26 protein-coding genes are annotated in these 23,615 nt (G+C 54.3%); 12 read left to right on the plus strand and 14 right to left on the minus strand.

What is annotated here, in order from left to right; translation table 11 throughout:
• Positions 1 to 19 precede the first annotated feature (19 nt).
• The 6 genes from fliK to fliF are packed head-to-tail and all read right to left on the minus strand — an operon-like array spanning position 20 to position 6,445.
• Positions 20 to 1,231 carry a flagellar hook length control protein FliK gene (gene fliK, locus WM46_RS03810; RefSeq protein WP_102601478.1) on the minus strand — a complete coding sequence of 404 codons (1,212 nt, stop codon included), beginning with the start codon at positions 1,229 to 1,231 and terminating at the stop codon, positions 20 to 22.
• Complete coding sequence (gene fliJ, locus WM46_RS03815) at positions 1,228 to 1,671, minus strand: flagellar export protein FliJ (RefSeq protein ID WP_061078061.1); 444 nt, start codon at positions 1,669 to 1,671, stop codon at positions 1,228 to 1,230. The genes fliK and fliJ overlap by 4 nt, the downstream gene beginning before the upstream one ends.
• Positions 1,672 to 1,692: 21 nt before the next feature.
• Positions 1,693 to 3,063: a flagellar protein export ATPase FliI gene (gene fliI, locus WM46_RS03820; protein WP_043000288.1), complete on the minus strand. Its 1,371-nt coding sequence runs from the start codon at positions 3,061 to 3,063 to the stop codon at positions 1,693 to 1,695.
• Positions 3,063 to 3,767 carry a flagellar assembly protein FliH gene (gene fliH, locus WM46_RS03825; protein WP_102601479.1) on the minus strand — a complete coding sequence of 235 codons (705 nt, stop codon included), beginning with the start codon at positions 3,765 to 3,767 and terminating at the stop codon, positions 3,063 to 3,065. The genes fliI and fliH overlap by 1 nt, the downstream gene beginning before the upstream one ends.
• Entirely contained in the window at positions 3,760 to 4,758 is a 999-nt protein-coding gene (gene fliG / locus WM46_RS03830) for a flagellar motor switch protein FliG (RefSeq protein WP_042318283.1), read from the minus strand. The genes fliH and fliG overlap by 8 nt, the downstream gene beginning before the upstream one ends.
• The gene (fliF, locus tag WM46_RS03835; protein ID WP_102601480.1) at positions 4,751 to 6,445 is read right to left on the minus strand and encodes a flagellar basal-body MS-ring/collar protein FliF; all 1,695 of its coding nucleotides are present in this window, start codon (positions 6,443 to 6,445) and stop codon (positions 4,751 to 4,753) included. Before fliF ends, fliG begins: the two co-directional genes overlap by 8 nt.
• A 216-nt stretch (positions 6,446 to 6,661) precedes the next feature.
• Here fliF and fliE point away from each other — a divergent pair, with 216 nt between their 5' ends.
• Positions 6,662 to 6,976, plus strand: a complete 315-nt coding sequence (gene fliE / locus WM46_RS03840) for a flagellar hook-basal body complex protein FliE (RefSeq protein WP_102601481.1) — start codon at positions 6,662 to 6,664, stop codon at positions 6,974 to 6,976.
• A gap of 91 nt (positions 6,977 to 7,067) precedes the next feature.
• Here fliE and yedF read toward each other — a convergent pair whose 3' ends face one another.
• Together yedF and yedE are read right to left on the minus strand one after the other, a co-directional pair.
• On the minus strand, positions 7,068 to 7,301 hold the full coding sequence (gene yedF / locus WM46_RS03845) for a sulfurtransferase-like selenium metabolism protein YedF (RefSeq protein WP_000790504.1): 234 nt from the start codon (positions 7,299 to 7,301) through the stop codon (positions 7,068 to 7,070).
• Complete coding sequence (gene yedE / locus WM46_RS03850) at positions 7,298 to 8,503, minus strand: selenium metabolism membrane protein YedE/FdhT (protein WP_102601482.1); 1,206 nt, start codon at positions 8,501 to 8,503, stop codon at positions 7,298 to 7,300. Before yedE ends, yedF begins: the two co-directional genes overlap by 4 nt.
• Positions 8,504 to 8,688: 185 nt before the next feature.
• Between yedE and yedD the strand changes: the two genes are divergently transcribed.
• Entirely contained in the window at positions 8,689 to 9,102 is a 414-nt protein-coding gene (yedD, locus tag WM46_RS03855; protein ID WP_043000294.1) for a lipoprotein YedD, read from the plus strand.
• 39 nt (positions 9,103 to 9,141) lie between these two features.
• On the opposite strand, the gene amyA is transcribed toward yedD, so the two are convergent.
• The 4 genes from amyA to fliD form a co-directional block, all read right to left on the minus strand.
• On the minus strand, positions 9,142 to 10,629 hold the full coding sequence (amyA, locus tag WM46_RS03860) for an alpha-amylase (RefSeq protein WP_102601483.1): 1,488 nt from the start codon (positions 10,627 to 10,629) through the stop codon (positions 9,142 to 9,144).
• A 68-nt stretch (positions 10,630 to 10,697) separates the two neighbouring features.
• Positions 10,698 to 11,066, minus strand: coding sequence for a flagella biosynthesis regulatory protein FliT (fliT, locus tag WM46_RS03865; RefSeq protein ID WP_061077875.1), 369 nt, complete (start codon positions 11,064 to 11,066; stop codon positions 10,698 to 10,700).
• Complete coding sequence (gene fliS, locus WM46_RS03870) at positions 11,066 to 11,473, minus strand: flagellar export chaperone FliS (protein WP_046481243.1); 408 nt, start codon at positions 11,471 to 11,473, stop codon at positions 11,066 to 11,068. The genes fliT and fliS overlap by 1 nt, the downstream gene beginning before the upstream one ends.
• 10 nt (positions 11,474 to 11,483) lie before the next feature.
• The gene (fliD, locus tag WM46_RS03875; RefSeq protein ID WP_102601484.1) at positions 11,484 to 12,902 is read right to left on the minus strand and encodes a flagellar filament capping protein FliD; all 1,419 of its coding nucleotides are present in this window, start codon (positions 12,900 to 12,902) and stop codon (positions 11,484 to 11,486) included.
• 309 nt (positions 12,903 to 13,211) lie between these two features.
• Here fliD and WM46_RS03880 point away from each other — a divergent pair, with 309 nt between their 5' ends.
• The 8 genes from WM46_RS03880 (at position 13,212) to sdiA (ending at position 20,355) form a co-directional block, all read left to right on the plus strand.
• Positions 13,212 to 14,489 carry a FliC/FljB family flagellin gene (locus WM46_RS03880; protein WP_102601485.1) on the plus strand — a complete coding sequence of 426 codons (1,278 nt, stop codon included), beginning with the start codon at positions 13,212 to 13,214 and terminating at the stop codon, positions 14,487 to 14,489.
• A 162-nt stretch (positions 14,490 to 14,651) separates the two neighbouring features.
• Positions 14,652 to 15,371 (plus strand): RNA polymerase sigma factor FliA, encoded by a 720-nt coding sequence (gene fliA / locus WM46_RS03885; protein WP_044257600.1) that lies wholly within the window; start codon positions 14,652 to 14,654, stop codon positions 15,369 to 15,371.
• Positions 15,372 to 15,429: 58 nt separating this feature from the next.
• A complete protein-coding gene (fliZ, locus tag WM46_RS03890) occupies positions 15,430 to 15,981 on the plus strand; it encodes a flagella biosynthesis regulatory protein FliZ (RefSeq protein ID WP_102601486.1) in 552 nt (183 codons plus the stop codon).
• Between the two features lie 87 nt (positions 15,982 to 16,068).
• Positions 16,069 to 16,869: a cystine ABC transporter substrate-binding protein gene (gene tcyJ, locus WM46_RS03895; RefSeq protein WP_102601487.1), complete on the plus strand. Its 801-nt coding sequence runs from the start codon at positions 16,069 to 16,071 to the stop codon at positions 16,867 to 16,869.
• Positions 16,870 to 16,977: 108 nt separating this feature from the next.
• Positions 16,978 to 17,964, plus strand: coding sequence for a D-cysteine desulfhydrase (gene dcyD, locus WM46_RS03900; RefSeq protein WP_102601488.1), 987 nt, complete (start codon positions 16,978 to 16,980; stop codon positions 17,962 to 17,964).
• A gap of 15 nt (positions 17,965 to 17,979) precedes the next feature.
• Positions 17,980 to 18,648 (plus strand): cystine ABC transporter permease, encoded by a 669-nt coding sequence (gene tcyL / locus WM46_RS03905; protein ID WP_042318310.1) that lies wholly within the window; start codon positions 17,980 to 17,982, stop codon positions 18,646 to 18,648.
• Entirely contained in the window at positions 18,645 to 19,397 is a 753-nt protein-coding gene (gene tcyN / locus WM46_RS03910; protein WP_042318311.1) for an L-cystine ABC transporter ATP-binding protein TcyN, read from the plus strand. The genes tcyL and tcyN overlap by 4 nt, the downstream gene beginning before the upstream one ends.
• Positions 19,398 to 19,632: 235 nt before the next feature.
• Entirely contained in the window at positions 19,633 to 20,355 is a 723-nt protein-coding gene (gene sdiA / locus WM46_RS03915; protein WP_061077870.1) for a transcriptional regulator SdiA, read from the plus strand.
• Between the two features lie 66 nt (positions 20,356 to 20,421).
• Here the strand turns inward: sdiA and WM46_RS03920 are convergent, their stop codons facing one another.
• The gene (locus WM46_RS03920; RefSeq protein WP_042318315.1) at positions 20,422 to 20,646 is read right to left on the minus strand and encodes a DUF2594 family protein; all 225 of its coding nucleotides are present in this window, start codon (positions 20,644 to 20,646) and stop codon (positions 20,422 to 20,424) included.
• On the minus strand, positions 20,643 to 20,759 hold the full coding sequence (locus WM46_RS03925; protein ID WP_102601489.1) for a hypothetical protein: 117 nt from the start codon (positions 20,757 to 20,759) through the stop codon (positions 20,643 to 20,645). Before WM46_RS03925 ends, WM46_RS03920 begins: the two co-directional genes overlap by 4 nt.
• Positions 20,760 to 21,106: 347 nt before the next feature.
• Between WM46_RS03925 and uvrY the strand changes: the two genes are divergently transcribed.
• Both uvrY and uvrC read left to right on the plus strand, forming a co-directional pair.
• The gene (gene uvrY / locus WM46_RS03930; RefSeq protein ID WP_043000305.1) at positions 21,107 to 21,763 is read left to right on the plus strand and encodes a UvrY/SirA/GacA family response regulator transcription factor; all 657 of its coding nucleotides are present in this window, start codon (positions 21,107 to 21,109) and stop codon (positions 21,761 to 21,763) included.
• Complete coding sequence (uvrC, locus tag WM46_RS03935) at positions 21,760 to 23,592, plus strand: excinuclease ABC subunit UvrC (RefSeq protein ID WP_102601490.1); 1,833 nt, start codon at positions 21,760 to 21,762, stop codon at positions 23,590 to 23,592. The genes uvrY and uvrC overlap by 4 nt, the downstream gene beginning before the upstream one ends.
• Positions 23,593 to 23,615: the final 23 nt, after the last annotated feature.

Below are 23,615 nucleotides of genomic sequence, written 5' to 3' on the forward strand. Positions count from 1 at the left end.
AATCGTGCTACCTCTGGCGTTAGGCGAAGATATCGACGGCGCCGTTACCGCGTGCGGCGGACTGGAGCGACGCGGGAACCGCCAGCTCACTCTCGTCATCGACCATGAGCCGATCCTGTCCCTGCGTGCGAGCCGTCTGCTGCTGTTGGGCTGAGGAGTGCTGCTGGCCGGCGAAACTCTCACTGCTAATGCTGCTTTGTCCCAGTTGAATACCACTCTCCGCCAACTGCGTGCGCAGTGTCGGCAGAGCGGCTTCCAGCGCCGCGCGAACATGGCTATGCGCTGAGACCATCTGCAGTTGCGCCTGGTTATCATCAAGCTTAAGCGAGATTTGTACCTGACCCAGATCTTCCGGATGCAGACGCAGCTCCGCGCTCTGCTGACCCTGACGGGTAAACAGCGTGATGTGCTGACTCAGGGATTGCTGCCACTCATGGCTACCCAACGGTGCGCTCAGAACCGGTGCGGCGCTGGTAGGCAGCGGCTGTGAGGCGGAATGCGTGGTTGTGGTCATCGCGATGCCTGGCGTCACGGGTGAAGGCGTACTGTCGATCTCCGCGTTGGCGGCAGCGGCTGCCACCACAGGCGTAGTGACCGCCTGACCTTTAGCGCTTTCCGCCGCGATCACCGGTGTCGCATTGTCCGTTTTGCTCTTTTTCGCATCGTCACGGGTCAACGGACTGGTCGCACCCTGCGCGAGCGAACGAGGATCGGTGCTCAACGCGGTGCTCAGCGCACTCACTTTTTCACCGGTGGTCACCGGCGGTGTCGTCATTCCTGGTTGACCCGGCAGCATGGCGAAAAGGGCGCTAAGGTTGGCGAGATCGTCATCGCTGAGGGCCGCAGTGCCTTCATCTTTCTGCGCAGACTGGCGCAGGGCCGCGAGCGCACTGTTCTTCTGTGTGGGCGTCAGGGCGGACAGCAGGGCCTGCGCATCGCTCAGACCTTTTTGCAACGCGTCCGACTGTCCTTCTTTGGCCGCTAACAGGTCGGCCAGTTTCACGGTCTGCGAAGCGTCACCGTCCTGTGCCAGCAGGCCTTTTTGCAGCTTGCCGCTGGCGGCCTGTAAATCAGCTAACGTCAGCGGCGCGTCTTTACCCTGAGCATCGCCTGCGCCTAACGCGCCTGCCAGCAGGGCCAGAAAATCCTGGGCGGAATCCGCCGTCTTCCCGGACGACAAGCCAGTGATAAGGTCTGTGTCAGTGGTGACCCGTTGGGGTAAAGTGATCATTCTGGTTTCCTCATTGCTGCACGCTGCGCAAATTCATCCATTTTTTTCTGATCCAGGCGGTTTTCAGCCAGTAAGGCCGCCGCGTTTTGTCTGTCTTGTAAGGTTTGCCAGGCCTGAAGCCGTTGTTTTTTCTCACGCCAGCTGTTCAGCGCCACATCCACTTTTTGCGTCCACTGCGTTAACTGCTGGCGGTGCTGTTCCACCGCTTTTTCCAGGGTCTGAATAAACTGCTGGTAGTTAATCCAGCGATTACTTGCAATCCCCTGGCTCATATCGCTGTTGAGGTTGCTGCGGTATTCATTCTGGTAGTCAAGCAGCATCGTGAGCTGTTCTTCCGCCTGTTGAAAACCGCGGCGCATTTCACCTAACAGCAGTGCCGCGTCATCCACCTCTTTTTCGGCGAGATCTTTGAGTGTTGCCAGTGCACCATGTTCAGCCATGACCATTACCCTCCTGCTTTATCACACCGTCGGGAAAATCAGATCGAGCGCCGACAGAGAATCCTCCCAGTCAGCGCGTTCGAAAATACCTTGCTGCAAAAACGCCTCCAGTTGTGGCCACAGCGCGATGGCTTTATCGAGCATCGGATCGCTGCCTTTGGCATAGGCGCCGACGCTGACGAGATCGCGGTTGCGCTGGAAGCTCGACAGCAACTGCTTGAAGTGACGCACTTTGGCGTAGTGTTGTTCCGTTATCAGCGCCGTCATCGCACGGCTGATCGACGCTTCGATGTCAATTGCGGGGTAGTGTCCGGCCTCCGCCAGACGGCGCGACAGCACAATGTGACCATCAAGAATAGCTCGCGCCGAGTCGGCAATCGGGTCCTGCTGATCGTCGCCTTCGGTCAGTACCGTATAAAAGGCGGTGATGGAGCCGCCGCCGTGGATCCCGTTCCCTGCGCGTTCAACCAGCGCAGGAAGTTTGGCGAAGACCGACGGCGGATAGCCTTTGGTGGCCGGTGGTTCACCGATCGCCAGCGCAATTTCACGCTGGGCCATGGCATAACGGGTCAGGGAATCCATGATCAGCAACACGTGCTGACCGCGATCGCGGAAATCTTCGGCGATGCGGGTGGCATAAGCGGCACCCTGCATGCGCAGTAAGGGTGACACGTCCGCCGGCGCGGCGATCACGACCGAACGCGCGCGTCCGTCGGCACCGAGAATGTTCTCGATGAAATCTTTCACTTCGCGGCCACGTTCGCCAATCAGTCCCACGACGATGACGTCGGCGCGGGTATAGCGCGCCATCATGCCAAGCAGCACGCTTTTCCCGACGCCGGAACCGGCGAACAGCCCCATACGCTGGCCGCGACCGACGGTTAACAGGGCGTTGATCGGGCGTACGCCGGTATCCAGCACATGCTCAATCGGCGTACGCTGCAACGGGTTAAACGGCTGGGTAATCAGCGCGCCGGTTTCCGTGGTGTCGGGGGAGGGCAGACCGTCAAGCGGTTTGCCACTGCCGTCGAGTACGCGACCTAACAGCGCCGGACCCAGCGGCAGCTGTTTACCGCTTTGCAACCCTTCACCGGCGATATTTTTGGCGTAGACACGCGCGCCGGGCAGAATGCCTTCGACCTCTTCGAGCGGCATCAAAAACAGACGCTGACCGTTAAAGCCCACCACTTCACTTTCCACTTCGCGGGTTTCCGTTCCGTCCTGGCGTTCAATCACACAGGTCGCGCCGAGCGGCAACTGCAATCCGGTGGCCTCCAGAACCAGGCCGGTGGCGCGGGTCAGTCGTCCGTAACGACGAACGGCCGGAAGCTGCGCCATTTTGGCTTCGAAATTATCCAGCGTCGTCAACCAGCGAGTCAGGCGTGAGGTCATCAGATCACTCCCGGCGCGGCCAGACGACACAGTTCTTGCCAGCGGGTCGCCACGCTGGCGTCGAGATCGCCTTCATCCGCAGAGACTTTGCAGCCGCCGTGATGCAGGGTCGGATCGCCACGCAAACGCCAGCCGTGCAGGCTGAGGGTGGCGCCGAGCATCTCTTCGACGCGCTGTAAATCATCCGGATGGACGCGCAACTGCGGTTTTCCGCTGAACAGGGGCTCCTGCTGTAAGAGCTGTTGGATCTGCTTGATTAGGGCGGAATTATCCACCGCGGGCGTCTGACCAATCACCTGACGCGCGGCTTCCAGTGCCATCTGCATCAGACGCGAGGCGATCACGCTGTCCAGCGCGTCCAGCGTGTGCTGGAATTCGCTGACCAGTTGTTGCATCCGCGCATGAAGCGGGGCCTGCTGGGATCGCGCCTGCACCTGGCCCTGTTCCATCCCTTGCGCCAGCCCTTCCTGATAACCTTGTTCATGACCGGACTTCCGACCTTCCGCCAGTCCCGCGTTGTAACCTTGCTCGTGGGCCTGAATTTTCAGCTGGGCTAACTGCTGCTCGAGCTGCTGTTCCGCACTGATCTCGGGTTCGTCCTCTTCAGACACGGGGTCATCGTTGTGCTCCATGGGCACAAATTCAGCCAGCGGCGGCGCGAGATCGTCCGGGGTCCAGATTTTCCACGGCAGCTCGTTAGACATAGGTATCCTCGCCGCTGCCAATCATCATCTCGCCGGTCTCGGCCAGACGACGCACAATCAACAGAATGGCCTTTTGCTCGTTTTCCACCTGCGACAAACGTACCGGGCCACGGTTGGCGAGGTCGTCGCGCAGGATATCTGCCGCACGTTGCGACATATTGCGCAGGAACTTCTCGCGCAGCGGCTGTTCCGCGCCTTTCAGGGCGATCAGCAGCGACTCGGAATCCACTTCCTGCAGCAAACGCTGGATGCTGCGGTCGTCTACATCCACCAGGTTTTCGAACAGGAACATCTCGTCGATGATTTTTTGCGCCAGTTCGCCATCGAATTCGCGCACAGCGGTAATAACCGCTTCTTCTTGCTGCGTTTTCATCAGGTTGATAATTTCTGCCGCCGTTCTCACGCCGCCCATTTTGCTGCGTTTGAGGTTCTGACCGTCGAGCAGACCGTTGAGCACTTCGGTCAGTTCCGCCAGCGCGGCAGGCTGTACGCCGCCGAAAGTGGCGATACGCAGCATGACATCGTGACGCAGACGTTCGTCGAACAGCGCCAGAATATCCGCCGCCTGACCGCGTTTGAGGTGCACGAGGATGGTGGCGATAATCTGCGGGTGCTCGTCGCGGATAAGGTCGGCGGCGCTTTGCGGCTCCATAAAGTTGAGCGTTTCAATGCCGCTGGCGGTATCGCGGGTTTCAAGAATATCTTCCAGCAGGCTGGAGGCCCGCTCTTCGCCCAGCGCTTTCACCAGCACCGAACGCAGATATTCGTTGGCGTTGATGTTCAGGGCGGCAAACTGCTCGGCTTCCTGCTCAAATTCCGCCAGTACGTCGGTCAACTGTTTGTTGGAGATCTGGCGGACGTTCGCCATTGCTGCGCTCAGGGTCTGCACTTCGCGCTGGGAGAGGTGTTTGAACACCTCCGCCGCGCGATCTTCGCCAATGGTCATCAGCAGAATGACGCTTTTATCGGTACCGGAAAGAGCATTACTCATGATCGTTATTCATCCACTGGCGAATGACCAGCGCCACGACGCGCGGATCGTTATCTGACATTTCGCGAATGCGCTGGCTCATCACTTCTGCGCCCAGACGCTGATTCGCCCGACGCTGCTGAGTCTGCTCATCTTTACTGAGGCGAACCTCAACGGCTTCTTCGGTTTCCTGACGGATCTGCTCACGTTCCTGCTGGGCTTTCGCCTCTTCAGCGCGACGGGTCAACTGCGGACGAATCGCCTTACGCCACAGGATCCATGCCACCAACAGCACCAGCAACCAACGTCCGGCCGAGATCAACTGTTCGATAAACAACGGCTGTTTCCAGAACGGCAGTTCGCCCGCGTTGTCGTCCGTGGCGCTGAACGGCGAGTTGACTACGTTCAGGGTATCGCCGCGCTTGTCCGAGAAGCCCATTGCCTCGCGGGTCAGATCTTCAATCTGCTTCATTTGATCGGCAGTGAGCGGCAGCGGCTTGCCATCCGGCAAGGTTTTGTAGTTGACCACGACAGCCACGGACAGACGCTGTACGTCGCCGACGTTCATTTTTGTATGGCGGATAGTCCGGTCAACTTCATAGTTACTGGTTTCGTTGCGCTGGGTATTGCGTGGACCGGCACTGGCGCTGGTGGCCGTCTGCTGCTGCGCGTTCTGTCCGTTTTGGGCATTCTGCGCATTTTGCTGATTCGCCGGTGGTGTGCTGATCGGCGCCGTATTGGCTGGCGCAGGCTGGTTGGACAGCGCACCAGGTACGCCACCCGGCAGACCGGAGCCAATTTGCTCGCTTTCATTCAGTTGACGCGAACGCAGCACGGCCTGAGAGGCATCGCCATTTGGCCGATACTGTTCTTCTGTCTGTTCTTTATTAGCGAAATCCAGCTGCGCGGTGACCTGCGCGTGGACATTCCCGTTACCGACAATCGGTGACAGGATCGATTCGATACGGCGCTGGACACGACCTTCCACGTCGCTGGCGTATTTCAACTGCGCGTCGTTCAGATCGCGACTGCTGGTATTTGACTGCGTGAGCAGATGACCGGCCTGATCGACCAGCGTCACGTTACCCGGCGGCAGACCGGCTACCGCGCTGGAAACCAGATGCACGACCGCAGTGATTTGACCTTCATCCAGCGCACGCCCCGGTTCCAGATTGACGGTCACCGAGGCAGAAGGGGATTTCTGTTCACGCACGAACAGAGACGGCTTGGGCATTGCCAGATGCACGCGTGCGCGCTTAACCGGACCAAGGGTTTCGATGGTGCGTGCCAGTTCGCCTTCCAGCGCGCGCTGGTAGTTCACCTGCTCGCTAAACTGGCTGATGCCGAACTTTTCCTGATCCAACAGTTCAAAGCCCACCGCACCGCCTTTCGGCAGCCCTTGCTGGGCCAGGCGCAGGCGCAGTTCATGGACTTTGTCGGCTGGAACTTCAATCGCGCCGCTGCCTTCCGAGAAGCGGTACGGGATGTTCATCTGGGTCAACTGGGTGACGATCGCGCCGCCATCCTGATCGGATAAATTGCTGAATAACGTACGATAATCAGGCGCTTTGGCCCACAGCACCATCGCCACAATAATGGCGACGGCCGCAGAGCCCGCAACAATCAGAGGAATTTTGGGATTCGCACGCAGGCGATTAAGCCACTCGAGAGGTTTAGATTGGGTTGCAGCCGATGCAGTCGCGTTCATCTCGCACCTCGTGACTGTTCGTGGACGGCTTTATTTGCAAAGTGGAACAAGACTCACTCCCGGGTCAGCAAAATCGAAAAATTGACGGTCTCATTATTTGCGGTTTCGTTTTTTTCTATGCGGCAAAAACCGGGGTTTTTTATCGTTATTTAGCGCCTTTATCTTATTGACAAACTGGTAATCTCTGCTGCGTAGAAAACCATCCAGAGGATTATCATGTCAGCGATACAGGGGATTGAAGGGGTTATCAGCCAGCTTCAGGCGACGGCGATGAGCGCCAGGGCGCAGGAGACACTGCCGCAACCGACCGTGAGTTTTGCCGGTCAATTGCACGCGGCGCTGGACCGCATCAGCGATACGCAAACCACCGCCCGCGTACAGGCGGAAAAATTCACTCTGGGTGAACCGGGGATTGCGCTCAACGATGTGATGACCGATATGCAAAAAGCCTCAGTTTCCATGCAGATGGGAATTCAGGTGCGCAACAAACTGGTGTCGGCCTATCAGGAAGTGATGAGTATGCAGGTGTAGGTTTGCGTGCCGGATGGCGCTGGCGCTTATCCGGCCTACAATTCACACATCCTGTAGACCGGATTAGGGGGCGTTGCCACCCGGCAAACCGTTACTTCTGAATCAAATAACGGATCGTCGGCCCGTCTTGTTGAATATCCAGTACGGTGTAGCCGTGGTTGCGCGCATCCAGCGGAATGTTATTGATGGATTGCGGGCAGTCGCTGACCACTTCCAGAATTTCCCCTTTCTTCAACTGCGGCATCGCTTCCAGCGTCGCCACGGCAGGGTAAGGGCAGGGCTCGCCGACCATATCAAGGCGATAATCGGGAACGATATTTTTCATGCGGATTCCTTAGCAGGGGTCAGCCCGGCACGACGGAAGAAACGTTTTTCCCAGCCGACGATGAACATTAAGGCGGCAAACAGCAGCAGATAGGTTACCAGCAGGCCGCCGAGCGGACCGAAGGTGTTGAGCAGGTTAATTTTATCCCAGCTGGTGGCCAGCGCAGGGGCGAAGTCATCCCAGTAGTAGGCCAGAATCGTTGAGCCGATGACGTTACCGAGACCCACCCACCAGTAGTGTACCTGGCCTTCCACCGCGCGGTACATCCAGCCGGTTTCACACCCGCCTGCCAGCACGATACCAAAACCAAACAACAGCCCGCCGATGACCGCATTCGGGCCCGCCCACATGATTTTGGCTTCCACGCCCAGTTGTACGTAGCTGAAAATACCGATTGCGCTGACGCCCATCCCGAAGATGATCGCCTTTGCCATATGGGTTCGCCCGGTGATCCACAGATCGCGGAAGGCGGAGGTGAAGCAGATTTGCGCGCGCTCGATCAGCAGACCAAAACCAACGCCGAACAGCATCGCCAGGCCCAGCTTCGGATGGTTCATGGCGGTCAGCAGCGCCCAGCCGATCATGCCGATAAACACCAGCATGCCGAGGCGGAAACGACGGCGCGCCTGATCCGGTTTCTGCGTCAACGGCGATGCAGCGGAGACTTTCTGCATGTTGACCGGGATGCGGAATATCGGCAGCAGGGTGAATCGCGCGCCAAACCAGGAGCCGATGGCGGTTGCCAGGGCAAAGAACCAGGCGTGAAGAGAGAACTGAGGAATACCGGTAAAGAATGCCGCCAGGTTACAGCCCATCGCCATACGCGCGCCGAACCCGGCGATGATCCCGCCCAGAACCGCCTGCATGATGCGGATGCGACTGCGCGGCATACGTAGTTTGACGTTGTTGGCCCACAGCGCTGCCGCGAAGCAGCCGCCGAACATCCCGAGGATCATCATCCCGTCGATGCGAGTGAGCGGGGTGCCTTCCAGGTGGATCAGCTTGTAGTAGCCCCATTCTTCCGCATGGACGCCAAACAGTTGCAGGATTTGTCCGCCCCAGCGGGTAAATTCACCCGTGACGGCCCAGAAGGTGCCGGTGATGCCAAAATAGTAAGTAGAGAGAATACCCGCTGCGATGACCGCAGGGACAGGTGCCCAGAATTTAACTAACCAGGCTTGTTTGAATTGTTGCCATGACATGTGTTTTGCCTCTGAACTCAGAAGGTGTGAAACAAGAAAGCGGATAGTACACCACTGCGGTAATTTTGCCTGGTACTATTAAGCGGTAATCCCCAATGGATCAAAGTTCTGCTGGTACCGTGAAAGGCTGGCGACCGCAGGCCTTTAATGCCACAATCCTCTTTTCTTCGCATGCAGGATGAATGATGAAAAAATGTGCAATCGTTGGGGCATTGCTGATGTTAGCGGGATGCGCCGAGGTGGAAAACTACAATGATGTGGTCAAAACGCCTGCGCCCGCCGGGCTGGAAGGGTACTGGCAGACTAACGGGCCGCAGCGCAAACTGGTGAGCCCGGAAGCCATTGCCAGTCTGGTGGTGACCAAAGAGGGCGATACGCTCGATTGTCGCCAGTGGCAAAGGGTTATTGCGCTGCCGGGTAAGCTAACGATGTTGTCCGGTGACTTAACCAACGTGACGGTCAAACGTGAACTTTATGAGATCGAGCGGGAAGGGAACACCCTGGAATATGACGGGATGACCCTGCAACGCGTGGATCGCCCAACGGTGGAATGTGCCGCCGCGCTCGAGAAGTCACCGCTGCCAACGCCGCTACCGTAATGTCTTGTCCCCGACAGTTTTCTCTGTCGGGGCGCTTGATTAGATCACCTCTTCAATCACCCACACGCTGACGCTGCCGGCGTTGCAGTAAAACGTGGCGTCGCCGTTTTCATCGGTGACCACGCTTTCGCTCCGGTTGCCGAGAAAATCTCGCCAGGTTTTATTGCCGTAGTTTGCCCCCAGCGCGAGAGTCTTCTCGCCATCATCACCATTGGATAGCACCACCACGCAGCCGGGATCGTCGTCCGTCCCGCTACGGCTGAACGCGATGCAGTTGGGGTGATCAAACCAGAGCGTCTGAATGCCGTGGGCGAAACGCTGGCGGGCAAGAATAAGTTCGGCGAGTTGCTCAATGATCGGCATGTCGATGGTATAGGTTTCCCCGTCGCCTCCGGTATCTTCATAGTGCGCGCCATAGAGATCGGGATAGAAAACCGACGGTACGCCATTTTCCCGCAGCAGGATGAGCGCATAGGCCAGCGGTTTAAACCACGCTTCAACCGGCGCCTCCAGCGCCTGCAACGGCTGGGTGTCATGATTGGCGACCAGCGTCACGGCGTGAAACGGATCGGCTTCTACCAGCGTGCCGCTGAAGATCTGGCTCATGTCGTAATCACGTCCCTGACGCGACGCTTCATGAAAATTGAGCTGTAGCGGGGCGTCGAACAGCATCGTTTTGCCTTCTACCTGGTCGATATAGGTTTGCAGCTTATCCACTTCGTGCGACCAGTATTCGGCGACGATAAACAGCGGCTTTGGCGCCACCTCCTGAACATGTTCAATCCACTCTTTATAAAACCAGGCCGGAATGTGTTTTACCGCATCGAGACGAAAACCGTCACACTGGGTTTGTTCCATCACCCAGCGCGCCCAGTATTTTATCTCCTCGGTGACGGCGTGATTACGAAAGTCGATGTTTTCGCCCATCAGGTAATCGAAATTGCCCAGCTCGCCATCAACCTGGTCGTTCCAGCCCTCGCCGGTATAGTCATTGACGATCTTAAAGATGCCGTCCTCGTGCGGATTTTCGATGTGGTCGATGCCGCTGAAGCATTTGAAATCCCAGATAAACTGAGAGTACTGACCGCCACGCGCCGGGAAGGTGTAACGGGTCCAGCCTTCGCAGTCGATGATCTCATCCGCAATCTGCGTGCGATCCTCTTCGTTGACTCGCTGTACGCGGATGCTCTCTTTCTCGTCCGCCCCCATTTTGTGATTTACCACCACGTCGAGCAGCACCGCGATGTCATTTTTCTTCAGCGCGTCGATTGCCGCCAGTAGCTGCGTTTTATCACCATATTTGGTGGCAAGGGTGCCTTTTTGGTCAAACTCGCCGAGATCAAACAGATCGTAAGAGTCATAGCCGACGGAATAGCCGCCTGACGCGCCTTTATAGGCGGGCGGCAACCAGACCATGTTGATACCGATATCATTGAGGCTGTCTGCGCGCTCTGTCACCTCTTGCCAGAGTTTGCCGCCTTCGGGGTAATACCAGTGGAAGAACTGCAGTAACGTGGGGTTTTTCATCTTCCGTGCTCCAGAAGTCTTGTAGACGACCTCTGGAGTATGGAAGATTTTTGCTAACGTAGCGGAAATTATTGTGGGGCAGTGGGGGCGTCGGGCACCAATAGCATGCCAGAAAGATTGCTGTAGGTAGAGGTCAACGTTTTTTGCTGGTTTCCGTTTTGGATAAGTACTTTTAACTCATCCATCCGAATGCTCAGCAACCGCTTAACTTCGTTCTCGTTATCGATGATTGTGTGGAGCAACTCTCTGATCTGGCTTTGCGTAGAGGGATCGCCTGGCGGGTTTGGGTCTTGAGCCAGAGACTCGACCAGGCGAATATACTCCATCTCTCCTTCGACCAATTCATCCCATTTGTTTTCACTCGCCAGCCTGAGCATTTGCTGGCTCACAGAACGAAGTAGTAGCCACTGCTGCAAGGATGAAAAGGAAGCGCTCATTATTTTATATCCTGTGCTTTTGAAGACGGATCAATTTCTTTCCATGCTTCTGAAATATTGCTCAGTAGGGCATGAACTTCGAGGATGGCTGACGCGTCATTGTGCAAGTTTGCCTGTAATAAACGGCGAGTCATATAGTCATACAGGTTATCGAGGTTGTCGCATAATTCCTGATTGACACTGCGATCAAGTCCGGACTGTAAACCATTCGAAATAATATTAATGGCTTTGGTCAGTGCTTTTCCCTTACCGGGAATATCGCCCTGTTCGAGCAAGATCAGCGCTTTTTTTAAGGCGCTGAGCGCGCCATCAAAAAGCATGTTTACCAGTTGATAAGGGGAGGCGCTCATTACAGCGCTCTCCACTTCGATTTGCGCATAGGCGCTAATACCTGCACGGCTATACATGCAAAAATCCTTACGACGATGAAGACATAGCGGTAAATTGTTGGCTCAAATAACTACCGGTATTGTTCAGCTTATTTACCAGCGTATCGAGTTGCGTAAACTGCTTTTTATAACGCTCGATGGTGTTATTGATGCTGAGCGTGGTGTCATCAATGCGCGTTTTTAATTTTTTCAGCGAATTGTTGATACCGTCCGTTGCGCTCTGAACCGCGCCGTCATCGGCCAAAAATTGCTTCAGCAGGGCGCTGGTTTGTACGCCGAATCCGGTTTTTTCACCGTCACCGACAAAGAATTCAGTCACGCTACCCGGTTTATCATTCAGCGCTTTATCCAGTTTGGTGCTGTCAACGGTCAGTTTACCGTTGACATCCTGGGTGATCCCCATGGATGACAGCGTGGCATAGTCAGAAGGCTGTGCGCTAATCACCATGGAACGCAGGCGCGTCTGAATGTTGCGCAGCGTGCCGTCTCCCATCAGATCGCCATTGCTTGAATCCTGGCTGTCACTGCCCTGATCGACGGCGGTGTATTTCGTTTGTGACGAAATGGTCGTCTGCAATGAGTTATAGGCATCGACAAAAGACTGAATCGCCGTTTTCATCGCCGTGTTATCACGGGTAATTGTGAGCTGTTCTGGCTTATCGGCTTCTGTTTCTTTCAGTAGCGTCAGCGTCAGGCCTTCCGGCGCATCTTTGATGGTATTGCTGCTGCGCGTGATGGTGATATCGTTAATTTTAACTTCGGCATCGGATGCCTGAACCGTCTGCTTTAACCCATTACCAGACGTTGCGCTCGGATCATAAGCCAGTTTCTGCTTCAGAGTATCGTCACCCGTCACTGTCACCGTCATGGCATTACTCACACCCGTTTCTTTGGATGTCAGTGACAAATAATAAGAGTCGTCATCTGCTTTAATAATCGTGGCGGTGACGCTGCCATTTTGCTTATTAATTGCGTCGCGAATCCCGGTCAGCGAGGTTTGATCGTCAGTTAACGTGACGGTCATCGGTTCTTTCTGACCCGGCTGGCTAATGGTAATGGTGCGAGAGTCCGATCCCGTTGTGCCGCCAATTTTATCTTTATTGCTGGAGAATTCCTGGGATGTCAGCGTCTGTGACTGCGCCATCTTGAGAACTTCAACCGTGTAATTCCCAGCAGGCACGCCACCATCCACAGTGGCGCTAAAGGCGGTGTTTTTACTGGTTACCGCAGTGGTTGCGATCTTATCCGCTTTGACTAATGCATCAGATGCCGTCTGCACTTTTTGCAGTGCGCTTTTTACCACGCCCCAGGCCGTCAGCTGTGCTTTATAAGACGTCTGTTGAGTGGTTAACGGTGTGAGTCTTTGCTGTTCTGCGGCATTTAATTTATCCAGCAGAGCACTCAGATCCAGATTCGAACCGACGCCAAGAGAACTAACACTCGCCATTACATTTTCCTTTTGAATAAGAACCAATGGAGAGGGTATCGGCACTTAACGCGAGAAGTTTAGCGAAAAGATAGCGATGGCAATTGCACAATAAAGAGGCTTTTTAGGAAGGTATTCTGCTTCTCGGTAAAATAAGCCAGAGACAGGGACGAAGACTTATTTGAAATTGTTCAGGGGATAAAAAAGCGGAAAAAAAAGAGTGATAAAAATTGCTAAAGGTTCGTTTGAGGCTGTCGATAATCTGGATAACGGCGCAGGAGCCGTGGGCCAGAGGCCTGAAACTAAACACTTTATGAAGGAAACTCAATTATGGCAGTAATCAATACTAACAGCCTGTCGCTGATGACGCAGAACAACCTGAACAAATCTCAGTCTGCTCTGGGTACCGCTATTGAGCGTTTGTCTTCTGGTCTGCGTATCAACAGCGCTAAAGACGACGCCGCTGGCCAGGCAATCGCCAACCGTTTCACCTCTAACATCAACGGTCTGACCGTTGCTGCACGTAACGCCAACGACGGTATCTCTCTGTCTCAGACTGCTGAAGGCGCGCTGAGCGAAATCAACAACAACCTGCAGCGTGTTCGTGACCTGACCGTTCAGGCGCAGAACAGCTCTAACTCCGCATCCGATATCGACTCTATCCAGTCTGAAGTTAACCAGCGTATGGAAGAGATCAACCGCGTCACCAAACAAACCGATTTTAACGGTATCAAAGTTCTGGATAACCGTGCAGCTACCTCTCAGAGCTATGACTTCCAGGTTGGCTCTAAAGATGGCGAGCAGATCAGCATTCAGATCGGCTCAAGTGCCGGTTGGAACCTGGTTGCTGCAGGTACTGATGGTACTTCCAGCGATAAAGTCAACGTTAGCACAAACATTGATGATGCTAAAAAAGCATATGATACGGCTCTGGATAAGCCTGCAGATGCGACAGCAGCGAAAACTATCGTAACGGCTGCGGCTACTGAACTCACTGCTTATGCTGATGCAGCGGTTGGAAGTACGGCAGAGAAAGATGCTGAAACCGCTCTTCGCACAGCATTAGGTGTTAGCGATGATGCCGATATTTCTGCCGCTCTGGCGAAAGTTAAAACCGGTAACCTGACGACAGGTGGCAATGCAACTGATAAAGCTGCAGCAGAAACAGCACTGACAAACGCATTGTTAGTAGACAAAAACCTGGCAACTTATTCAGCAGCTAAAGATGCAGCAGCTGCCTTCAGCGGCACAGTTGTAAACGGCAATATGCGTACCGTTGCAGCGAAAGGTTTTGACGTACTGAACGGTACTGTTGATTCTGAAGGCAAAACTGACGGTAGCCCGCTGGCTGATATCGATGCCGCGCTGAAAGCGGTTGATACTCAGCGCAGCATCCTGGGTGCTTCCCAGAACCGTTTCGAGTCTACCATCACTAACCTGAACAACACCGTTAACAACCTGACCGACGCCCGTAGCCGTATTCAGGATTCTGACTACGCGACCGAAGTGTCCAACATGTCTCGCGCGCAGATCCTGCAGCAGGCTGGCTCTTCCGTACTGGCTCAGGCCAACCAGGTTCCGCAGACCATGCTGTCCCTGCTGCGTTAATTTACGCTTCCTGCACAAACCCCGCTTCGGCGGGGTTTTTTCGTTCTGGCTTTACCGGTAACCCCTAAATAACCCCTCATTTCACCCACTATTCACCCGATTAAAACCCCTGCAGAAACGGATAATCATGCCGATAACTCATTTAACGCAGGGCTGTTTATCGTGAATTCACTGTATACCGCTGAAGGTGTAATGGATAAACACTCGCTGTGGCAGCGTTATGTACCGCTGGTGCGTCACGAAGCGTTGCGCCTGCAGGTGCGTTTGCCCGCGAGCGTAGAACTGGACGATCTGCTACAGGCGGGCGGTATCGGGTTATTGAATGCAGTTGACCGATATGACGCTCTGCAAGGAACGGCATTTACCACTTACGCAGTGCAGCGTATTCGTGGGGCGATGCTGGATGAACTACGCAGCCGTGACTGGGTGCCGCGTAGTGTCCGGCGTAATGCCCGCGAAGTGGCACAGGCGATGGGGCAACTGGAACAGGAATTAGGGCGCAACGCGACGGAAACTGAGGTGGCGGAGCGACTGGCGATTCCTGTCGAAGAATATCGTCAGATGTTGCTTGATACCAACAACAGCCAACTCTTCTCCTATGACGAGTGGCGGGAAGAGCATGGCGATAGTATCGAGCTGGTGACAGAAGAACACCAGCAGGAAAACCCGTTACAACAGCTCCTTGAGAGCAATTTGCGCCAGCGCGTGATGGATGCCATTGAAGCACTTCCGGAACGCGAACAACTGGTGCTCACGCTCTATTACCAGGAAGAACTCAATCTCAAAGAGATTGGCGCGGTTCTGGAAGTCGGGGAGTCACGGGTCAGCCAGTTGCACAGTCAGGCCATAAAACGGTTACGCACGAAGCTGGGTAAGTTATAGCGAACGACGTTGTCGTGCTGAAAAATGCCGCACAACGTATTGACTACCAGGAGTTCTCATGACGGTGCAGCAATCAAAAAGACGGCCTCTAAGCCGCTACCTCAAAGACTTTAAACACAGCCAGACGCATTGCGCTCATTGCCACAAGCTACTGGATCGCATCACGCTGGTGCGCAAAGGGCAGATCGTCAATAAAATCGCCATTTCCCGCCTCGATACGCTCATGGATGAAGCCGCCTGGCAGCAGGAGCAGAAAGAGTGGGTGGCGCTATGCCGTTTCTGCGGCGATCTGCACTGCAAAACGCAGAGCGATTTCTTCGACATCATTGGTTTTAAACAATTCCTGTTTGAACAGACCGAAATGAGCCACGGAACCGTACGCGAGTATGTTGTCCGTCTGCGCCGTCTCGGTAATCATCTCAGCGAGCAGAAAATTTCTCACGATCTGCTCCAGGACGGTTACCTTGATGAAAACCTGGCGCCGTGGCTGCCGGAGACCAGCACCAACAACTATCGCATCGCACTGCGTAAGTACGCGCAATATAAAGCGCATGCTCGCCCCGAATCGCAACAGAATTCCTCCCTCCGGATGACTTCTGATATATATTAAAAATGAATAAGATGTAGCAGAGTGATTTATGTCGTTACCCATAAACGCTCTACACTACGGGCATTCATAACAACATTCGGGGTAAATATGAAATTAGCACTTCTGGGACGCCAGGCGCTGATGGGCGTGATGGCTGTGGCTCTTGTCGCGGGAATGAGCGCAAAAACGTTTGCAGATGAAGGTCTGCTGAAGAAGGTTAAAGATCGTGGCACGCTGCTGGTGGGGCTGGAAGGCACTTATCCGCCGTTCAGTTTCCAGGGCGATGACGGTAAATTGACCGGCTTTGAAGTGGAGTTCGCCGAAGAGCTGGCGAAGCATCTGGGCGTGAAAGCCACGCTGAAACCGACCAAATGGGACGGGATGCTGGCCTCTCTGGACTCTAAACGCATCGATGTGGTGATCAATCAGGTCACCATCTCCGACGAGCGGAAAAAGAAATATGATTTCTCTACCCCTTATACCGTTTCCGGTATCCAGGCGCTGGTGAAAAAAGGCAATGAAGGCGCGATTAAAACCGCCGCCGATCTGAAAGATAAGAAAGTGGGCGTGGGTCTGGGTACCAACTATGAAGAGTGGTTACGTCAGAACGTCCAGGGTGTTGACATCCGGACTTATGATGATGACCCGACGAAATATCAGGATCTGCGCGTAGGCCGTATCGACGCCATTCTGGTGGATCGTCTGGCGGCGCTGGATCTGGTTAAAAAGACCAAAGACACGCTGGCGGTCACCGGTGAAGCCTTCTCCCGTCAGGAGTCTGGCGTTGCGCTGCGTAAAGGCAACGAAGACCTGCTGAAGGCGGTAGACGCCGCGATTGCCGAAATGCAGAAAGACGGCTCGCTGAAGGCGCTTTCTGAGAAGTGGTTTGGCGCGGATGTAACGAAATAGTCCGAACAGTAAGAAAAAAAAGGCGCTTTAATCAGCGCCTTTTTTATTTCATGCGTTTGAACGTGCATAATAAAAAGAACATCACAACAACGAATAATCGGAGGCTTTATGCCACTGCACAACCTGACACGCTTTCCGCGCCTGGAATTTATCGGCGCGCCGACGCCGCTGGAATACCTGCCGCGCTTTTCTGACTACCTGGGACGGGATATTTTCATCAAGCGCGATGACGTAACGCCGATGGCGATGGGGGGTAATAAGCTGCGCAAGCTCGAGTTCCTGGCCGCAGATGCGCTGCGTGAAGGCGCGGATACGCTGATCACGGCAGGCGCGATTCAGTCTAACCACGTACGTCAGACTGCGGCGGTTGCCGCGAAGCTGGGACTGCACTGCGTGGCGCTGCTGGAAAACCCCATTGGCACCACGGCAGAAAACTATCTCACCAACGGCAACCGCCTGCTGCTGGATCTGTTCAACGTGCAGGTCGAAATGTGCGATGCGCTAAGCCAGCCAGATGCGCAGTTGCAGGAACTGGCCACCCGCGTCGAAGCGCAGGGCTTTCGTCCCTACATCATACCGGTTGGCGGTTCAAACGCGCTGGGGGCATTAGGCTATGTTGAAAGCGCGCTGGAAATCGCGCAACAGTGTGAAGGCGCGGTGCAACTCTCTTCAGTGGTGGTGGCTTCTGGTAGCGCGGGAACGCACGCCGGGCTGGCGATTGGTCTGGAACAACTGATGCCGGATGTGGATCTGATTGGCGTAACCGTTTCGCGCAGCGTAGCCGATCAAAAGCCGAAAGTGGCGGCGCTGCAGCAGGCTATTGCCAGTGAACTCGAACTGACAGCGGCGGCGGAGATTTTGTTGTGGGATGACTATTATGCCCCGGGCTACGGCACGCCAAATGAAGAGGGGATGGAAGCCGTGAAGTTGTTGGCGCGTCTGGAAGGGATCCTTCTCGACCCGGTCTATACCGGAAAAGCGATGGCCGGACTGATTGACGGCATCAGCCAGAAACGCTTTAAAGACGAAGGCCCGATCCTCTTTATCCATACTGGTGGGGCGCCCGCGCTGTTTGCCTACCATCCACACGTGTAATTTTCGGATAAGCTCATGCAAGAAAGTATCCAACTGGTTATTGATTCCCTGCCGTATCTGCTCAAAGGGGCGGTGTTTACGCTGCAACTCAGTATTGGCGGCATGTTCTTCGGCCTGCTGCTGGGATTTATCCTCGCGCTGATGCGCCTGTCGCCGCTGCTGCCTCTGCGCTGGCTGGCGCGCTTCTATATCTCTATTTTTCGCGGTACGCCGCTTATCGCGCAACTGTTTATGATCTATTACGGTCTGCCGCAGTTTGGTATTGAGCTGGATCCGGTGCCGTCCGCAATGATTGGCTTGTCGCTCAATACGGCAGCTTATGCCGCGGAGACGCTGCGTGCGGCGATTTCATCGATTGACAAAGGACAGTGGGAAGCGGCAGCCAGTATCGGGATGACGCCATGGCAGACGATGCGTCGCGCCATTTTACCGCAGGCTGCCAGAGTAGCACTGCCGCCGCTGAGCAACAGTTTTATCAGCCTGGTGAAAGACACGTCGCTGGCGGCCACCATTCAGGTACCCGAACTGTTCCGTCAGGCACAGCTGATTACGTCGCGCACGCTGGAGGTATTCACCATGTATCTGGCGGCATCGCTGATCTACTGGATCATGGCAACCGTGCTGTCTTCATTGCAGAACTACTTTGAAAATCAACTGAACCGCCAGGAGAGAGAGCCGAAATGAGTGCGATCGACGTAAAAAACCTGGTCAAGAAATTCCATGGACAGACGGTGCTGCACGGCATCGATCTGCAAGTGCAGGCGGGGGAGGTGGTCGCGATCATCGGTCCCAGCGGGTCGGGGAAAACGACACTGCTGCGCAGTATTAATCTGCTGGAACAGCCGGAAGCGGGCACGATTACCGTGGGTGACATCACCATTGATACGGCGCGTTCGCTAAGTCAACAGCGAACGCTTATTCGCCAGTTGCGTCAGCATGTCGGCTTCGTGTTCCAGAGCTTCAATCTCTTCCCTCATCGCACGGTACTGGAGAACATCATTGAAGGTCCGGTTATCGTGAAGGGCGAAGGCAAAGAAGAGGCGATGGCGCGGGCGCGGGAACTGCTGGCGAAAGTGGGGCTGGCCGGGAAAGAGACCAGCTATCCGCGGCGCTTGTCCGGCGGACAGCAGCAGCGTGTGGCGATCGCCCGTGCGCTGGCGATGCGTCCGGAAGTGATTTTGTTTGATGAACCGACCTCTGCGCTCGATCCTGAGCTGGTGGGCGAGGTGTTGAGCACTATCCGTCAACTGGCGCAGGAAAAACGCACCATGGTGATTGTGACCCATGAAATGAGCTTCGCCCGCGATGTCGCGGACCGGGCGATATTTATGGATCAGGGGCGTATTGTGGAACAGGGGCCGGCCAAAGCGCTATTTGCCAATCCACAACAACCGAGAACCCGTCAGTTTCTTGAGAAGTTTCTGCTGCAATGATTGGTTTTTCTCCACTCGTCCGGGATTATCCCATTTCGGCCGGGTGGAGATGCATAAATAGTAATATCAGTCGCATGACTATGAACGTATTTCCCTGAGTGAAACAGGCTTATTGAAACAACGCTCAAGTAATCGGTTCCCTGACCGATATTTTATACATCTACCGTATGTTTATGTGATAGGTTATTTCTCACATTTAAAATGATTATCACTCTCAAGGGCGCGAATACTGAGTATGCAGGATTTAGATTTCTTTACCTGGCGACGGACGATGCTGTTACGTTTTCACGAAATGACAAGCGCAGAAGACGTCTACAGCGAATTACAGCAGCAGACACAATTGCTGGAATTTGATTATTACGCGCTGTGTGTCAGGCATCCGGTTCCGTTCACGCGTCCTAAAATTTCCCTTCATACCACTTATCCCGATGCGTGGGTTTCGCAATATCAGGCGGAAAACTATTTCGCGATTGATCCCGTGCTGAAGCCGGAAAACTTCATTCAGGGACATCTGCCCTGGAACGACGCATTATTCAGTGACGCACAGACGATGTGGGATGCCGCCCGTTCGCACGGATTACGCAAAGGGGTCACGCAGTGTCTCATGCTGCCAAATCGCGCGCTGGGTTTTCTCTCGGTCTCACGGTCGAGCCTGCGTAATACGCCGTTTGCGGGCGATGAAGTCGAATTGAAACTGCAGTTGCTGGTACGCGAAAGCTTAACGGTACTCTCCCGGCTCGAAGATGAGATGGTGATGGCGCCGGAAATGCGCTTTAGCAAACGAGAAAAAGAGATTCTGAAATGGACGGCGGAAGGAAAGACCTCGGCTGAAATTGCGATGATTCTGTCGATATCAGAAAACACCGTTAACTTTCACCAGAAGAATATGCAGAAGAAGTTCAACGCGCCGAATAAGACGCAGATTGCGTGCTATGCCGCGGCGACCGGGCTTATCTGAAACAATAAACGTTCTGCGTGGCAGACAATAAACCGGCTGAAAGCGCTGCTCTCAGCCGGTTTTTCTTTACTGACGGTAAGCTTGTTTAATTTGCTTAACAGTGCTGGAAAATACTGCAGCCTGCGCGTCGTCTTCGACCAGCGCGATCTGTTTTTCCATTTTAAGAATCACGCGGCCTGCATCGGCCTGGCCCATTGCTTGCAGCATCAGCGTTAACAGCGCCTTCAGGCAGGTGACTTCATTAGCCAGTTCTTGATTATTCTCGGCAGTGGAAAAATCAGGCGTACTCATTTATTTTCCTCGTAATGTTTCAGTAAAAATGTGCGATGGTAAATGTTAAGGCCGCGGAGTATACCATAAGCTGAGGGAAAAATAGCAGTGGTTGTTTTTTGATCGGAAATCACACCAGCGGAGTTAAATTAAACAACAACATAAGAAGTCTATATTTTCCTCATTTATTGTTTATTCCGAGTATTTTACTCGTTAATTATTGTTACAAACTTAGCTGTCTATTTAGCATTTAGGCGAGAGAACGCGAGTTTTTGTCACTATTATGAAACCTCGTTCCCGAAATAGTGCGTGTAACTGGCTGTTCTTAGCCTAAGTTTCCACAAAGCGTACAGACTAATTTCCGAAAACGAGAGCAAAATCGGTAACCGGACGTTTTTTACGTTTTAAAGTTGAGATAAAACCCGCTAATATAGTGGCGATCCACTATCAGTAGCGTTATCCCTATTCTGGAGATATTCCTTTGATCAACGTTCTTCTTGTTGATGACCACGAACTGGTGCGCGCAGGGATACGACGCATTCTTGAAGATATAAAGGGTATAAAAGTTGTCGGTGAAGCAGGTTGCGGTGAGGATGCCGTAAAATGGTGTCGCGCCAACACCGTCGACGTCGTGTTGATGGACATGAACATGCCCGGTATTGGTGGCCTTGAAGCCACGCGCAAAATTGCGCGTTCAACTGCCGATATTAAAGTGATTATGTTGACCGTTCACACGGAAAACCCGTTGCCAGCAAAAGTGATGCAGGCCGGAGCCGCAGGTTACCTGAGTAAGGGCGCCGCGCCTCAGGAAGTGGTAAGTGCCATCCGTTCGGTTTATTCCGGGCAGCGATACATTGCTTCTGACATCGCCCAGCAAATGGCATTAAGCCAGATTGAACCCGAAAAAACGGAAACCCCGTTTGCCAGTTTGTCTGAGCGCGAATTGCAGATTATGCTGATGATCACCAAAGGTCAGAAGGTTAATGAGATTTCGGAGCAGTTGAATCTCAGTCCTAAAACGGTGAACAGCTATCGCTATCGTATGTTCAGTAAACTAAACATTCATGGTGATGTAGAGCTGACTCACCTGGCAATTCGCCATGGCCTGTGTAATGCGGAGACGTTAACAAGCCAGTGAGCGATCAGTTTGACGCGAAAGCGTTCCTAAAAACCGTAACCAGTCAACCCGGCGTTTATCGTATGTATGATGCCGGTGGTACGGTTATCTATGTGGGTAAAGCGAAAGACCTGAAAAAACGGCTTTCCAGCTATTTCCGCAGCAACCTGGCTTCGCGTAAGACCGAAGCGCTGGTTGCGCTCATTCAGCAAATCGATGTGACGGTGACGCACACCGAAACGGAAGCGTTGCTGCTCGAGCACAACTACATCAAGCTGTATCAGCCGCGTTATAACGTGTTGCTGCGTGATGACAAATCCTACCCCTTTATTTTTCTCAGCGCGGATACGCATCCCCGGCTGGCGATGCACCGTGGGGCGAAACATACGCGGGGCGAATACTTCGGCCCGTTTCCCAACGGCTATGCCGTCCGTGAAACGCTGGCGCTGTTACAGAAAATTTTCCCGATCCGGCAGTGTGAAAACAGCGTTTATCGCAATCGCTCGCGACCATGTCTGCAATACCAGATCGGCCGTTGCCTGGGCCCCTGCGTCGAAGGTCTGGTGAGTGAAGAAGAGTATGCGCAGCAGGTTGACTACGTCCGGTTGTTTTTATCCGGCAAGGATGATCAGGTCTTAACCCAGCTGATCGCGCGGATGGAGAAAGCCAGTCAAAATCTGGCGTTCGAAGAGGCCGCGCGTATACGCGATCAGATCCAGGCCGTGCGTCGGGTGACGGAGAAACAGTTCGTTTCCAACGCGGGTGACGATCTGGATGTGATCGGCGTTGCGTTTGATGCCGGGATGGCCTGTGTACACGTACTCTTTATCCGCCAGGGGAAAGTGCTGGGCAGCCGCAGCTATTTCCCGAAAGTGCCGGGAGGGACTGAACTGGGCGAAGTGGTGGAAACCTTCGTCGGGCAATTCTACCTCCAGGGCAGCCAGATGCGCACATTGCCTGGCGAGATCCTGCTGGATTTCAATCTGGAAGACAAAACGCTGCTGGCAGATTCGCTTTCTGAACTGGCGGGGCGTCGTATTAATGTGCAGACCAAACCCCGCGGCGATCGCGCGCGTTATCTGAAACTGGCGCGGACCAATGCCGCCACGGCGCTGACCACGAAACTTTCTCAGCAGTCGACCATTACCCAACGGTTGACGGCGCTGGCGACCGTACTGAAGCTACCAGCGGTAAAACGGATGGAATGTTTCGACATCAGCCACACGATGGGCGAACAAACGGTGGCATCCTGCGTGGTCTTTGATGCGAACGGGCCGCTGCGTGCGGAATACCGTCGCTACAATATCACCGGCATCACGCCGGGCGATGACTATGCTGCAATGAATCAGGTATTGCGTCGCCGTTATGGAAAAGCCATCGAAGAAAGTAAGATTCCGGATGTGATCCTGATTGACGGCGGAAAAGGGCAACTGGGGCAGGCGAAGGCCGTTTTCGCTGAGCTGGATGTGCCCTGGGATAAAAATCACCCTCTGCTGTTAGGGGTTGCAAAAGGCGCTGACCGTAAAGCCGGTCTGGAAACGCTGTTCTTTGAACCGGAAGGTGAGGGATTTAGCCTGCCGCCGGATTCGCCGGCCCTGCATGTGATCCAGCATATTCGCGATGAGTCACACGATCATGCCATTGGCGGCCACCGTAAAAAACGGGCGAAAGTGAAAAACACCAGTACGCTGGAGACCATCGAAGGCGTTGGACCGAAACGTCGCCAAATGTTGTTGAAATATATGGGCGGTTTGCAAGGATTACGTAACGCCAGCGTTGAAGAAATTGCAAAAGTGCCGGGTATTTCGCAAGGACTGGCAGAAAAGATCTTCTGGTCGTTGAAACATTGAGTCCGCTGTAGCAACATAGGGGT

Origin of the sequence: Citrobacter freundii complex sp. CFNIH2 (assembly GCF_002880615.1) — a bacterium.
GTDB lineage: Bacteria > Pseudomonadota > Gammaproteobacteria > Enterobacterales > Enterobacteriaceae > Citrobacter_A > Citrobacter_A amalonaticus_F.

Coding starts and splice junctions, on each gene's coding strand:
- fliK (WP_102601478.1), bottom strand. CDS start 1,231: ATGATCACTTTACCCCAACGGGTCACCACTGACACAGACCTTATCACT.
- fliJ (WP_061078061.1), bottom strand. CDS start 1,671: ATGGCTGAACATGGTGCACTGGCAACACTCAAAGATCTCGCCGAAAAA.
- fliI (WP_043000288.1), bottom strand. CDS start 3,063: ATGACCTCACGCCTGACTCGCTGGTTGACGACGCTGGATAATTTCGAA.
- fliH (WP_102601479.1), bottom strand. CDS start 3,767: ATGTCTAACGAGCTGCCGTGGAAAATCTGGACCCCGGACGATCTCGCG.
- fliG (WP_042318283.1), bottom strand. CDS start 4,758: ATGAGTAATGCTCTTTCCGGTACCGATAAAAGCGTCATTCTGCTGATG.
- fliF (WP_102601480.1), bottom strand. CDS start 6,445: ATGAACGCGACTGCATCGGCTGCAACCCAATCTAAACCTCTCGAGTGG.
- fliE (WP_102601481.1), top strand. CDS start 6,662: ATGTCAGCGATACAGGGGATTGAAGGGGTTATCAGCCAGCTTCAGGCG.
- yedF (WP_000790504.1), bottom strand. CDS start 7,301: ATGAAAAATATCGTTCCCGATTATCGCCTTGATATGGTCGGCGAGCCC.
- yedE (WP_102601482.1), bottom strand. CDS start 8,503: ATGTCATGGCAACAATTCAAACAAGCCTGGTTAGTTAAATTCTGGGCA.
- yedD (WP_043000294.1), top strand. CDS start 8,689: ATGAAAAAATGTGCAATCGTTGGGGCATTGCTGATGTTAGCGGGATGC.
- amyA (WP_102601483.1), bottom strand. CDS start 10,629: ATGAAAAACCCCACGTTACTGCAGTTCTTCCACTGGTATTACCCCGAA.
- fliT (WP_061077875.1), bottom strand. CDS start 11,066: ATGAGCGCTTCCTTTTCATCCTTGCAGCAGTGGCTACTACTTCGTTCT.
- fliS (WP_046481243.1), bottom strand. CDS start 11,473: ATGTATAGCCGTGCAGGTATTAGCGCCTATGCGCAAATCGAAGTGGAG.
- fliD (WP_102601484.1), bottom strand. CDS start 12,902: ATGGCGAGTGTTAGTTCTCTTGGCGTCGGTTCGAATCTGGATCTGAGT.
- WM46_RS03880 (WP_102601485.1), top strand. CDS start 13,212: ATGGCAGTAATCAATACTAACAGCCTGTCGCTGATGACGCAGAACAAC.
- fliZ (WP_102601486.1), top strand. CDS start 15,430: ATGACGGTGCAGCAATCAAAAAGACGGCCTCTAAGCCGCTACCTCAAA.
- tcyJ (WP_102601487.1), top strand. CDS start 16,069: ATGAAATTAGCACTTCTGGGACGCCAGGCGCTGATGGGCGTGATGGCT.
- dcyD (WP_102601488.1), top strand. CDS start 16,978: ATGCCACTGCACAACCTGACACGCTTTCCGCGCCTGGAATTTATCGGC.
- tcyL (WP_042318310.1), top strand. CDS start 17,980: ATGCAAGAAAGTATCCAACTGGTTATTGATTCCCTGCCGTATCTGCTC.
- tcyN (WP_042318311.1), top strand. CDS start 18,645: ATGAGTGCGATCGACGTAAAAAACCTGGTCAAGAAATTCCATGGACAG.
- sdiA (WP_061077870.1), top strand. CDS start 19,633: ATGCAGGATTTAGATTTCTTTACCTGGCGACGGACGATGCTGTTACGT.
- WM46_RS03920 (WP_042318315.1), bottom strand. CDS start 20,646: ATGAGTACGCCTGATTTTTCCACTGCCGAGAATAATCAAGAACTGGCT.